Annotated in this window: 12 protein-coding genes and 1 riboswitch; of the genes, 7 read left to right on the top strand and 5 right to left on the bottom strand. The window is 42.1% G+C overall.

What is annotated here, in order from left to right; translation table 11 throughout:
• Nucleotides 1-426: 426 nt before the first annotated feature.
• Nucleotides 427-852 (top strand): ester cyclase, encoded by a 426-nt coding sequence (locus tag FD724_RS20900; RefSeq protein WP_179073971.1) that lies wholly within the window; start codon nucleotides 427-429, stop codon nucleotides 850-852.
• Nucleotides 853-914: 62 nt separating this feature from the next.
• Here the strand turns inward: FD724_RS20900 and FD724_RS20895 are convergent, their stop codons facing one another.
• The gene (locus tag FD724_RS20895) at nucleotides 915-1,364 is read right to left on the bottom strand and encodes a hypothetical protein (RefSeq protein WP_179073970.1); all 450 of its coding nucleotides are present in this window, start codon (nucleotides 1,362-1,364) and stop codon (nucleotides 915-917) included.
• A gap of 351 nt (nucleotides 1,365-1,715) precedes the next feature.
• Between FD724_RS20895 and FD724_RS20890 the strand changes: the two genes are divergently transcribed.
• On the top strand, nucleotides 1,716-3,155 hold the full coding sequence (locus FD724_RS20890; RefSeq protein ID WP_179073969.1) for a DHA2 family efflux MFS transporter permease subunit: 1,440 nt from the start codon (nucleotides 1,716-1,718) through the stop codon (nucleotides 3,153-3,155).
• 50 nt (nucleotides 3,156-3,205) lie between these two features.
• A complete protein-coding gene (locus tag FD724_RS20885) occupies nucleotides 3,206-3,955 on the top strand; it encodes an SDR family NAD(P)-dependent oxidoreductase (protein ID WP_179073968.1) in 750 nt (249 codons plus the stop codon).
• Between the two features lie 73 nt (nucleotides 3,956-4,028).
• Here the strand turns inward: FD724_RS20885 and FD724_RS20880 are convergent, their stop codons facing one another.
• The gene (locus FD724_RS20880; protein ID WP_179073967.1) at nucleotides 4,029-4,811 is read right to left on the bottom strand and encodes a hypothetical protein; all 783 of its coding nucleotides are present in this window, start codon (nucleotides 4,809-4,811) and stop codon (nucleotides 4,029-4,031) included.
• Between the two features lie 163 nt (nucleotides 4,812-4,974).
• On the opposite strand from FD724_RS20880, the gene FD724_RS20875 reads away from it, so the two are divergent.
• A complete protein-coding gene (locus tag FD724_RS20875) occupies nucleotides 4,975-5,688 on the top strand; it encodes a gamma-glutamylcyclotransferase (RefSeq protein WP_179073966.1) in 714 nt (237 codons plus the stop codon).
• Between the two features lie 131 nt (nucleotides 5,689-5,819).
• On the opposite strand, the gene FD724_RS20870 is transcribed toward FD724_RS20875, so the two are convergent.
• From FD724_RS20870 to FD724_RS20860, 3 genes are all read right to left on the bottom strand, one after another.
• Entirely contained in the window at nucleotides 5,820-6,449 is a 630-nt protein-coding gene (locus tag FD724_RS20870; RefSeq protein ID WP_179073965.1) for a TetR/AcrR family transcriptional regulator, read from the bottom strand.
• A gap of 121 nt (nucleotides 6,450-6,570) precedes the next feature.
• Complete coding sequence (locus FD724_RS20865; protein WP_242060630.1) at nucleotides 6,571-7,128, bottom strand: GNAT family N-acetyltransferase; 558 nt, start codon at nucleotides 7,126-7,128, stop codon at nucleotides 6,571-6,573.
• A gap of 42 nt (nucleotides 7,129-7,170) precedes the next feature.
• Nucleotides 7,171-7,335, bottom strand: a complete 165-nt coding sequence (locus FD724_RS20860) for a hypothetical protein (RefSeq protein WP_179073964.1) — start codon at nucleotides 7,333-7,335, stop codon at nucleotides 7,171-7,173.
• Between the two features lie 288 nt (nucleotides 7,336-7,623).
• Between FD724_RS20860 and FD724_RS20855 the strand changes: the two genes are divergently transcribed.
• From FD724_RS20855 to thiC, 3 genes are all read left to right on the top strand, one after another.
• Entirely contained in the window at nucleotides 7,624-8,103 is a 480-nt protein-coding gene (locus FD724_RS20855; RefSeq protein WP_179073963.1) for a beta-lactamase hydrolase domain-containing protein, read from the top strand.
• A 906-nt stretch (nucleotides 8,104-9,009) separates the two neighbouring features.
• Nucleotides 9,010-10,275, top strand: coding sequence for a calcium-binding protein (locus tag FD724_RS20850; RefSeq protein ID WP_179073962.1), 1,266 nt, complete (start codon nucleotides 9,010-9,012; stop codon nucleotides 10,273-10,275).
• Nucleotides 10,276-10,599: 324 nt separating this feature from the next.
• Nucleotides 10,600-10,696: riboswitch (TPP riboswitch) on the top strand.
• A gap of 7 nt (nucleotides 10,697-10,703) precedes the next feature.
• Nucleotides 10,704-12,077 (top strand): phosphomethylpyrimidine synthase, encoded by a 1,374-nt coding sequence (thiC, locus tag FD724_RS20845; protein WP_179073961.1) that lies wholly within the window; start codon nucleotides 10,704-10,706, stop codon nucleotides 12,075-12,077.
• Nucleotides 12,078-12,249: the final 172 nt, after the last annotated feature.

Here is a 12,249-nt window from a genome sequence, read left to right as displayed (position 1 = left end):
CTGAGTAACGTAAATAATATTCTCGTTATTTTCTGAGCTATTATTCTCGAATCATTATTAGTATACACATCTTTACACTTTATGCTGGGGCAAGGAGCAAGGGATTTTGCTTAGTTTGGATGATACTAACATTACTCGTTTTTTGTCTGTACCGTCAAAACCCCTACTGTGGCCTTGCTTTTTCCAAAAATGTCCTGTGCGTTAGGATATTCAATTAAAGTACATGGCAGTGTACCAGTAATGAGAGGGTTTGGGATGCTGTCTAAAATGCAATAATATTTGGGGCTGCCCAAAGCGGGAGTGCCTGTCTTTCAAAAAATTAGCAATAATGCACGGAGCAAAAATTTATTTTTGAACTTGCATCAGCCCAGAATTAATCACTGATAAGTAAATACTATTTTTAGTTGTAAGTAAAAAGGAGTAGCAATGTCTAATGTTGAAGACAATAAAATAATTGCTCGACGCTGGATTGAACTCATTAGCGAGCATCGAATTGAAGATATCTGCGAGATGACCGCCCCAACTTGGAGGATGCACGGTGCTTTACCTGGACTTCCTCCAGGGCCGGATGGAGTACGTAAACTCTTTGGCTCATTTGGGGCTATTGAGCAGAAATGGACAATTGAAGACGTAATTGCTGAAGGTGACAAAGTTGTGGTGCGTGCAACTAATACCTGCACTCAGGAAAGTTTCTTTGGAATACTTAGTCATGGTCGAGAGCAGACGTTCACGGCTATGTTCATTCATTGGATTGTTGACGGGAAGATAGTTGAAACTTGGCGAAATGCTGATGATCTCGGACGAGTTCTTCAGCTTGGGGCGCGGATTGAGCCGGGAACGTCTGGGAAATAACTTTACTGGTTTACTGAATAAATGGCGAGTCTCTTCAGAAACTAGTAGAAGTCTTAAAAAATCTAGCTGTTGAACAATTGTCTTCTAGAGAATAATCTCAGCAACCCGGCGGTTCCTATTCCCCAAGCACCATTAACTAATAAACCTGTGACTATTCCCACAAGTTTCCAGCCTCCAGCGATGGGCTGACCCTTGAGTGGTGCAACCACAAACCAAGCTACTAGCATCGGGACAATTGCACCAAATACCAATGCTGTTAACCAATAGTTTTTATCATTTTGAAAACGAGGCGCGATTGCTACCCAAATCATTCCCCAAATTCCTCCCCAGAATGCACTTGACCAAATTTGCGGGATTCCAAATGGTTGTGTTGGTGCAGTTGAATAAGGAGTGCGAGGCGTGAAATTCACTGTATGTAGCAACGCCAACATACCTTGGTGAAATAGCAAAACAGACACAAAGCCTGCAATAAATGCTAAGGCAAATCGAGATAAGGCAGCTTTTTGAGTCATTGCTTATACGAAAACCTCTAGGACTTGCTTCTTAGAGGTGTCTATGATAGTTTGCTAACTAGTATAAAATACAGTGAATGTATCGAGTTGCCGTATTTTACTAAATACTATTGTTGATATAGCCGAAGGAGCTTGGAGTTAAAAGTATCTAAGTAATTTACCAAAATATATGACAAGTAGAAAAGCCAGTGTTGCTGATTGAGAAGATAATGCCTGAAATAAACCTGAATTTGGCAATTTATCCAGAGTATTTTTGAGCAACGAAGCGATCGCAGCGAACAGATAGTGAGGATAATGAATATACGTATGCAAACTATTCATAACCGTAAAGTCAAAGGCGGAGGCTAAATCTTGGCACAATTGGAAACACAACCTCTGGCTTTGTCAGACGCTCAAAAAAATTGGGTCTTATTCGGTGTCGGACTTGGGGTGTTCATGTCTACCCTCGATGTGGGCATCATCAATGTTGCTTTACCCACATTGGTGCAAGCCTTTGGTACCAGTTTTCCGACAACCCAATGGGCTGTATTGAGTTACCAGTTGGTCAGTTCCGGTTTAGTTTTGGGGGCAACCCGCTTGGGAGATATGTGGGGTAAGAAATCCTTGTATCAGGGGGGACTTGTTCTATTTACTTTCAGTTCGCTGTTGTGTGGTTTTGCACCTAGTATTGAGTGGTTGATTGCCTTTCGCGCACTTCAAGGACTGGGTGCTGTGTTCATTTCTGGGCTTGGTTTGGCAATCATTACAGAAGTTTTTCCATCTTCGGAGCGAGGTCGCGCTGTTGGCGTTATCGGTAGTGTTGTATCATTGGGAATTGCTTTTGGCCCTTCCGCAGGCGGGCTGCTCCTAAGCTTATCAGGCTGGCATAGTATATTCTTCATCAATGTACCGTTGGGGATTATCGCTAGTTTCTTGATAGCTCGTGTAGTGCCACCTTCTGTACGCATTCAGGGTAAACAGAAATTTGACTTTTTTGGAGCTGTATTGGCTTTATTGACTCTGGGTAGTTTTGGTCTGGGTATGACGCTAGGGCAAAGTCAGGGCTTTGGCAGTACCAATGCACTAGTATTATTAGCGATCGCTACCGTAAGTTTCATAATTTTTTTGGTAGTTGAAGCGGTTATAAAAGAGCCGCTATTAGAACTACACCTGTTTCGCAATCTTCAGTTGAGTATGGGTTTGCTAAGTGGGTGGCTAGCATTCATTGTTATCGGCGGTTCGCTACTCATCGTCCCTTTCTTTCTAGAGAGCGTCAAGCATTATCCGACGGTAAAAGTGGGGCTGCTACTAGCTGTGTCACCTGTACTTAGTGGGTTAATTGCCCCACTAGGGGGAATACTTTCAGACCGCTTTGGCGCTCGACTAATCAGCCCAATTGGACTGGGGTTAATGATAGGTGGCTGTTTGGGGATTAGCACTTTTGATGCTCAGATTACTGAACTAGGCTATGTGTCACGCTATTTTATTTACGGCATTGGACTGGGTTTATTTCAATCGCCCAACAACAGCACTGTTATGGGAGCAGTACCAAGGGAGCGGCTAGGGATTGCTTCTGGGCTACTATCTTTGTCACGTACATCAGGAAACACAGTAGGAGTTTCTTTAATCGGGGCAGTATTTGGAGCATTAATCGCTAGTATGTCTGCGGGTGCAGATGTTTCTGTTGCCCCTCCTGATGCGATCGTTGCAGGGTTTCAAGGAACTTTTCGCTTTGCAGCCCTAATACTTTGTGGGGCAGCAGTCGCATCTGTGTTGAGGATCAGGAAGAGGCAGGGGGCAGGGGGAGAATAACTAATCTCAATTACTAATTACGAATTACCAATCACTAAGGAATTAAATAAATGACAGGTAAATTAAAAGAACAAGTAGCAATTATCACTGGGGCTTCAGCAGGAATTGGAGAAGCAACTGCGATCGCTTTGGCGGCAGAAGGAGCAACAGTAGTACTGGCTGCTAGGCGTGGCGATCGCATTCAGGCATTAGCAGAACGGATTGAAGCTAGTGGTGGCAAGGCATTGCCCATTGTCACTGATGTGACTGATGAAAACCAGGTAAATCACTTGGTGGAAAAAGCAAATGCAGAATTGGGAAGGGTCGATATCCTGGTGAATAATGCCGGGATTGCCTTACTCGGAACCATTGAAACTGGAAATAGCTCAGACTGGCGGCGATCGTTCGACATCAACGTACTAGGACTGCTATATGCTACTCACGCTGTTTTACCTCTGTTGAAGGCGCAAAAATCGGGGCACATAGTCAATATCTCCTCAGTGGCAGGTCGGACAGCACGGGCGGGTGTCGGTGTTTATAATGCTACCAAATGGGGCGTTAATGCCCTCTCAGAAGCTTTACGCCAAGAAGTTCATAAGGACAACATCCGCGTCACCATTATTGAACCTGGTTTGGTGGATACAGAAATTGACAACCAAATTACCGATCCAGTTGCCAAACAACGTATTGAAGAACGGCGCAAGGCAATCACACCTCTGCATAGCGAAGATGTTGCTGCTGCGATCGTTTATGCCGTTACGCAACCGTCGCGTGTTAATGTCAACGAAATTCTTATCCGGCCAACGGGACAAGAACATTAAAGTACAAAATCGTGGGTTTTGAGTTTTGAGACGCGATAAATCGCCGTCTCTACAAGTGTTTAGACAATAATTTTTACCTGCGTTGGCGTACTTTCAAAATGGCAGATGAAACACCGAAAGCTAATATAGCCAAGGTATAATTTGGTTCAGAAACTGCAATAATACTCACCCTGTTGATAGCAAAAGCCCTATTTAACTCCGAAGTGCTGAAAACCAGTCGCGAGATGTTAGCAGTTTCACTGCTAATCCCAACGAACAATGCTGAATTATCCAATGTTACTGAAGAAGTTCCCGGTACAGAGAAAGTACCTAATAAGTTATTGGCATTATCAAAAGCTGAGACAAACACGTTGAATTTTAGAATATCATCTACAGCTATTTGAGTACCAGCACCGAAAACAGGCCGATCAAAGTTAATGGTCAAAGGGCCTGGGTTGCCAATGGCAGGAAAACCACTTTGTGGATTCAAGCCTGTCAAAAGAAGAAAATCGCCATCAGTGAAGTTAGTCGGAATACCTTTAGGTATAAAAGAAGTTTGAAAAACAAAAGGTGGGGTAATACCAGAATCATTTACTTGAGGTACGGTTACACCTAGAGCTAAACCGCCTTCGGATACCGCTGAAAAGGAGTTAGGCAGAAAAGTCGAAGGATCGGGAGCAAAGGGATTGAACACTTTACCCAAACTTGACCAATCAATTCCGTCATTACTTCCAAAATCAGCACGACTAGTGACTAATGTAACTGCTTTAACTGGTAACGGTAGAATTGCTATTAGAGTTGTAATTGCTAATTTAGTGGCAATTTTTGGTAAATATTGGATTGATAACTTTAATAATTGATTTGTCGCAGATGCCACAAAGGTTGCTCCTTATTTCGTGGATTAGCATCACCAAGATACTGCTGCCTGTAGTTAGGCTTACTCTATAATCCTACGGAAAAGGAAACGATACTAAGATTAATTTATTTTAAAGTTATAGTGAAATTACTGAATAGTTACAGAAAAGGAAATAATCTACATTATGTCACTCAGTCGTAGCGACCTCGAAGCCGGAAACGCACAGACTAGACTGTTTGAAGCATCACACTCTGGAATCAAGTTAACGACCCTGAGCGAAGATGAGTTACAGCGATCGCTCCATGAAATACTACAACACCAACTACCAAATTCTGATATCTGGATATTTGCCTACGGTTCCCTAATTTGGAATCCCCTAATCACATACGTCGAGCGCCGTGCTGGGATAATTTATGGTTGGCATCGGCGCTTCTGTACATGGATGATTCTCGGCCGAGGGACTCCAGAAAATCCCGGATTACTCTTAGGACTCGATCGCGGCGGTAGTTGTCGTGGTATTGTTTATCGAATTGCTGCTGCTGATGTAGCATCCGAATTATTGCTGATTTGGCGACGGGAAATGTTAGCTGGTGTCTACGTTGCCCGTTGGGTAAGGGTATTTGATGGTACGCAAGAATTTAAAGCGATCGCCTTTGTGGCTAATCGCCAGCATCCCAGGTATGCTCATAAATTACCATTAACAACTACTGTTAATAGCATTGCCACCGCATCTGGAAAATTGGGTTCCTGCGCTGATTATCTCATGAAAACTGTTGATGGATTAATCGCAGAAGGTATAAAAGATAGAAAATTGCTCTTGTTACGCAAACAAGTGCTGGAAAAACAACAAGCGCTTTTAGTTAATGGCGGCTCTACTGAAACTACTAATTATGAATAACTGTTGTGAATTTAAAATTAAATAAAATAATTGAGTTGGGAACAGATTTTAAATTGTGAAAAATAATTATCCCCAAACACTAATTTTAACTATTTTTAATCAATACATTGGCATAAATTATCTAATTTAGCTCAAATTTTACAACCACATTGAGAACTGTTAGAGATACTGATACCACGCACAAAAATATCTACACAGGTTTCGATATAGTCCTCACAGCTATAGCTGCCTTGATTAAATTTTGCACTACGACATAGCATTCCAGCTAACAGCATTCCCGTAAACATATCGACTGCTGGAAATGGAGCGAGGTCTACTCTCACGATACCTAGTTTCTGGCTCGATTCCAGGTAAGCAACCAGTTTTTCTCTTAAAGGCTTGGCGGCTTCTTGAATCACTTGTTTCGCTTCTTCAGGATGACGTTTAGCTTCTCCAATAAATGTACGAATTAAGTCCTCCTGTGCTTCTAGCATAGTATTATAAAGATGGGCATACTGTCTTAAATCAATTTTTAGATCCTGGGTCCACGCTTCGGGGTATGCAAGGGCTTCGGTCTGGAGTGCCAAGGCATTTTTGATGACTGCTCCCAGAAGTTGTTCTTTGCTAGCAAAGTGACGAAATAAAGTCACCTCATTCACACCAGCAACACGAGCTATTTCACGGGTAGTCGCTCCTTGAACACCTAAACTGGCAAATACTTGCGAGGCGGCTTCTATCAAACGTATACGGGTAAGAGTTGATGAACGGATGCTTTTATTCATTTATACTGGCAAGTACTTATTTTCATCATAAGTTATGTCTCCAAAGTTGTTGCAAATTAAAGAAAAATAATCTTGATACCAGTACTTTTAAAATTATTGGAAATCTGGTATCGACTTAAATTTATCTCGGTGCAGTAGCTAATGTTTTACTCATTTTCGTAACTGGGACAACTATCCCCTTTCTTAAATAATGAGGTGCTTTTTGGATGGCAGTAAATCCCAGTCGTAAATAAAATCCTTCAGCATAAAGACTAGCAGTTGTAATTACCTTATCTATACCTTGAGCAGTTGCTTCGTCACAAAAATTTTGAACTAAAGCACGTCCAATCCCTTTACCTTGATATTTAGGATGGACATACAGCCCGATGAGTTCATCAACAATGAAGCTAGCAAAACCTATAACAACATCTCCCTTAATCGCAACTTTGCAAGTTTCCACTTTCATGCTCTTCAAGATATTTGAACCATCCGGTTTGTCGCGGTAATTACGCCAAGCTAAAAGTTCTTTTTCGGTGTAGAAAGTTGCAGGCAGAGCTTTGATAGCAGCAATATGAATTGCACTCAGCACCCACGCATCTGTTTCTAGAGCAGGTCGAAGAGATATTTCGTTAGCGCTCATAGGTTCATGACTGACATCCAGATTACATATCTGTTTGACTTTTTGGCATGTTATAGACATTTTAGTTGCGTAGGCGTAGCCCGTCGTAGACATCGCAACAGATCAACTAGCTAAATCTTCAACCGCTTTACTGATATTAGCAGTTTCCAATTGAGTCACAACTCGCTGGACAATTTGTCGTCTAATTTTCTGTGTGACTCGCATCCGTAGTCCGTTGTAGACATCGCTTCCCCGAATCGCCAGCCCAAAATCAATACCTGCTGTCACACATCTGCCAGTAACAGAGAACCAGTGCAGACTGCTTATATATAAGTTCTGATAATTTTATCGGTGAAAATCATAATAAACTATAATTAACACTAAATCTATCGACAAACCGTATATTATGGATAAAGCAATAAAATAATCAACTTCAAAAGACATATTTTGAAGTAATCAAGCAATATCTTTTGATATTTAGCTAATTTTGCAGTGCTTATTTGAATAACTTCTCAAAGCTTGCTGATTCGACTATTTACCAAGCTGGAAGCCATTAGAAAGTCAAAAGGAGTAAATGTGATCAACGCCATACAGATTAACGAAAACTTAACGACAACAGGACAAGTTATACCAAAACAGCTTGAGCAAGCTATCCAAGAAGGTTTTAAGTCCGTTCTAAATTTGCGATCGCCTGATGAGCTAGGATTTTCCAAGGATGAGCAAAAATTAGCTGAAGCATTGGGGCTGCATTATAAGAATGTTCCACTCAAGGTAGATTTAAAAAACTTGAATGAAGAGGCCATTACCAAAATCCTCACAACACTCGAAGAAATTCCTAAACCAGCAGTTGTGCATTGTGCAGCCGGGATGCGATCGACTGGAATTGCACTCTTAAGTATCGCTATCCAGGAAGGATTAACACCAGAAGAAACCTTAGCAAGAGCTAAGAATCTGGGTTTTGGATTCTTTGAACACGTTGGCGTGAGTCCCCGACTGAAGCAATTATTTGTGGACTACGTTAACAAACACGCTAAATTAGCTGTGCCTACTTGCTGAAACAGATGTACTAAATAATAGGATATTGTTGACATCCTCCCCGCCGTGAACGCACTCTTAAGAAGGAGTAATGAGTAATAAGTAATAAGTAATGAGTAAATACCCATTTTTCATCCACTCATTACTCATTACTCCTTGACGAGTTACTTTAAAGCCGTGCTGGATGGTTACTGAGCGTAGCCGAAGTAAGCACGGGGTTTTAAACCCAACCTTCTGATAACTTACCATCAGTTCAGGTGCGGCTTTTGACAAAGATGGTAGCGGTGGTAGTTTTACTCAGGTACAATTCGCGTAACTCAGCAGTGGATTATCACTAAACCCAACTAATTTTTTTGTTGTCTAATCTGTAATGTCAAATCCGAATTCGGTTCAATTAACGCATAGATAGCTCATCTAAGTAATTTACCCTAGGATATTTCACTTTTATAAGTAGCCCTCAACCTCTCAGTCTGAGGGCATAATTTTGACTTATCCAAGGGACACCCATTAACTTTGTATTAGACTAGAGTGTAGGCTGTGCCAAGATTTATGCTTCATCTGGGTACACAACGTATGATAAAAATCTTTTTTATTATTTATCTTTTATCAGCAGTAACTTATTTCGATTTTCAAGATATAAATACTTAATTATTGGAAGATTTTTATACTAAATATAAGCAGTAAAAAAATGCTATTCCAAGTAGTGACACTCAACTAAACAAACACTATAGTGATTAGATTAATCAACTGTATTGTGTCAGTAAGTTAGCCAAAAAGTCCTTTTCAGCCTGTCAAAAGGCTGGTCAAAGTCGAAAGTTGTATTTCTCAATCGCGACATAAACTATACCGAAAGTGTCAACTCTTGGTATAGTTTATGTGCATTAAAACAGCAAGTCTCTGAAAAGTCAATTTAGGTCAATAGAAGTTATGGCAAATGTCAATGGTACTAATGCTAATGATGTCATTAGGACAGATAAATATACCAATAATAGCCTCTCTGGAGGAGATGGTAATTACATTTTATATAGTGGCGAAGGAGATAATAGCCTATACGGTGATTTGGGTAACGATATTCTTGATGTTTCCTTTTCTTCTGGGAAAAACCTTTTAGACGGTGGCTTGGGGAACGATCAACTTTATGCTTCTAACACCACTAGCAACAATAGCCTTAAGGGTGGAGCTGGAGGTGATTATTTTAATATAAACAATTCTTCTGGGAAAAATTTTTTAGACGGTGGCTCTGAGAATGATTCATTTTCTGCTTCCTATACCACTGGTAACAACACCCTTAATGGAGGAGAGGGAAATGATTATCTATACATTTATCATTCTTCTGGAAATAACCTTTTAAGGGGTGGCTCTGAGGACGATCGACTTTATGCTTCTAACACCACTGGCAACAACACCCTTAAGGGAGGAACTGGGGATGATGTGTTGGATATTTCTTCCTCTTCTGGAAATAACTTTTTAGACGGTGGCTTGGGGAACGATCAACTTTATGCTTACAGTGCTACTGGCAACAACACCCTTAAAGGAGGGAGTGACAACGACTCCTTCCATTTGAGCGCCCCCTCTGTCACTCCCTCTGTTTTAGTGACTCAAACGGTAGATGGAGGTACGGGCGACGACTATTTGTCTATCGATTATAGTAGTTTTACTACTGAGGGAATTACCTCAACTTTCGATACAGTCACTAACCAAGGTTCAATTACGGCTGGGACGTATCAAGTTAGCTATAAGAATATTGAACAATTAGATATTTCTGGTACAGCTAACACTGACACTATTCTAGGCAGTAATGGTAACGATTTCCTTTTCGGAAATGATGGCAACGATCTCCTGGCTGGAGGGAGAGGCAATGATTGTCTGTGTGGGGGAGAGGGCACTGATACATTTGCCTTCAATAATTACGATGAAGGTGTTGATAGTCTTTATGACTTCGACCCGATTGCTGAAGTTATTCAGGTTTCGGCTGCTGGTTTCGGCGGATCTTTAGTAACAGGCGCACTCTCGACTAGTGAGTTTACCATCGGTTCAGCCGCGACAACGGACGCTCAACGATTTATCTACGACAACGGTACAGGTGCGCTGTTCTTTGACCAAGATGGTAGCGGTGGCACATTTACTCAGGTACAATTCGCGCAACTCAGCGATGGATTGTCACTAAGTGCAACTAATTTTGTTGTTGTTTAATTGTACAAAGTCAAAGCGATCGCATAGTACCTTGTGGTTAAAAGTTTTTAGTTGAAGGGTGTAAAGGATGCGATCGCCTTTTTGGGATTATCGAGAAGCTTTTGCTATAAAAGTTTCTCGATAATTCCTGAGATGGTAAACCTTTCAAACCTGCCACGCAGATCGTTGTGACGGTAAAACTTCCCTCAGCGCCTTATTCCGCCTCAATGACTCCAGAAGAAATCCATGAAGTAGTATTAGACTCAGAAAAAACAGCTTAACACCACCCTCACCTCATAAATTGTTAACACCCCTGCTCCTAGATATAACGAAAGTGATACACTACATCCATGCTAGGGGTGCCTACATAACCAGGCTGAGATCACACCCTTAACACCTGAGTCTGGGTAATACCAGCGGAGGGAAGCTGTTTATTGAGGAATCATAATATGCGGACAGAATGGGTTGCTAAACGACGTGGGCAAAGTAATGTATCTCAAATGCACTACGCCCGCCAAGGTGTTATCACCGAAGAAATGCACTACGTCGCCCAACGAGAAAATCTCCCTACCGATCTCATTCGTGATGAAGTGGCGCGGGGGCGAATGATTATCCCCGCTAATATTAATCACACTAATTTAGAGCCGATGGCTATTGGTATCGCCTCTAAATGTAAGGTAAATGCTAATATCGGCGCTTCCCCCAACTCTTCTAATCTTCAAGAAGAAGTTGATAAGCTGAATCTGGCGGTGAAGTACGGTGCTGATACCGTGATGGATTTGTCCACAGGCGGCGGTAATTTGGATGAAATTCGTACCGCCATCATCAAGGCTTCACCTGTTCCCATTGGTACGGTGCCAGTTTATCAAGCTTTAGAAAGTGTCCACGGCACAATCGAAAACCTGACTGCTGATGATTTTCTCCATATCATCGAAAAGCACGCCCAGCAGGGGGTAGATTATCAAACTATCCACGCTGGGATTTTGATTGAGCATTTGCCCTTAGTGAGAAACCGCATCACTGGTATTGTCTCTCGCGGCGGCGGTATTTTGGCGCGGTGGATGCTACATCACCACAAACAAAATCCACTTTATACCCACTTCCAAGACATTATTGAGATTTTCAAAAGGTACGATGTCTCCTTTAGTTTAGGAGATTCTCTACGTCCCGGCTGCACTCATGATGCTTCAGATGAAGCACAATTAGCTGAATTGAAAACCCTGGGACAGCTAACTCGCAAAGCCTGGGAAGATGATGTCCAGGTAATGGTAGAAGGGCCAGGACACGTGCCAATGGATCAAATTGAGTTCAATGTCCGTAAGCAGATGGAAGAGTGTTCTGAAGCACCTTTCTATGTTTTGGGCCCGTTGGTGACAGACATTGCTCCTGGTTATGACCATATTACTTCAGCCATTGGAGCAGCGATGGCTGGATGGTACGGTACTGCAATGCTGTGCTATGTAACACCCAAAGAACACTTGGGTCTACCAAATGCCGAAGATGTGCGGAATGGGTTGATTGCCTATAAAATAGCGGCTCACGCGGCTGATATTGCTAGACATCGCCCCGGTGCAAGGGATAGAGACGATGAACTTTCTAAGGCGCGTTACAACTTCGATTGGAACCGTCAGTTTGAATTATCACTCGATCCAGAAAGAGCTAAGGAATATCACGATGAAACTTTACCAGCAGATATCTATAAAACTGCTGAGTTTTGTTCGATGTGTGGGCCTAAGTTCTGCCCAATGCAAACTAAGGTTGATGCTGATGCGCTGACAGAATTAGAGAAGTTCTTGGCGAAAGAGCCTGTGACTCAAAGCTAATTGATATGGGGAATGGGGAATGGGGAATGGGGAATGGGGCATTGGGCATGGGTAAGGGACTTGGGGACAAGGAGAATTGGGGACAAGGGGAAAGACTTTTTTCAAGTTCTCACCTCTTGTCCCCTTGTCCCCTTGTCCCCTTGTCTCCCCTGCCTCCCCTGCCTCCCCTACT

The sequence above is a fragment of the Nostoc sp. C057 genome (genome assembly GCF_013393925.1).
In the GTDB taxonomy this organism is placed as follows: Bacteria; Cyanobacteriota; Cyanobacteriia; order Cyanobacteriales; family Nostocaceae; genus Nostoc; species Nostoc muscorum_A.
This window is presented reverse-complemented; position numbering and strand designations above follow the sequence as displayed.

What these genes read in the sequence shown, in the direction of transcription:
- FD724_RS20900 (WP_179073971.1), top strand. Translation starts at nt 427, where the DNA reads ATGTCTAATGTTGAAGACAATAAAATAATTGCTCGACGCTGGATTGAA.
- FD724_RS20895 (WP_179073970.1), bottom strand. Translation starts at nt 1,364, where the DNA reads ATGACTCAAAAAGCTGCCTTATCTCGATTTGCCTTAGCATTTATTGCA.
- FD724_RS20885 (WP_179073968.1), top strand. Translation starts at nt 3,206, where the DNA reads ATGACAGGTAAATTAAAAGAACAAGTAGCAATTATCACTGGGGCTTCA.
- FD724_RS20875 (WP_179073966.1), top strand. Translation starts at nt 4,975, where the DNA reads ATGTCACTCAGTCGTAGCGACCTCGAAGCCGGAAACGCACAGACTAGA.
- FD724_RS20870 (WP_179073965.1), bottom strand. Translation starts at nt 6,449, where the DNA reads ATGAATAAAAGCATCCGTTCATCAACTCTTACCCGTATACGTTTGATA.
- FD724_RS20865 (WP_242060630.1), bottom strand. Translation starts at nt 7,128, where the DNA reads ATGTCTATAACATGCCAAAAAGTCAAACAGATATGTAATCTGGATGTC.
- FD724_RS20850 (WP_179073962.1), top strand. Translation starts at nt 9,010, where the DNA reads ATGGCAAATGTCAATGGTACTAATGCTAATGATGTCATTAGGACAGAT.
- thiC (WP_179073961.1), top strand. Translation starts at nt 10,704, where the DNA reads ATGCGGACAGAATGGGTTGCTAAACGACGTGGGCAAAGTAATGTATCT.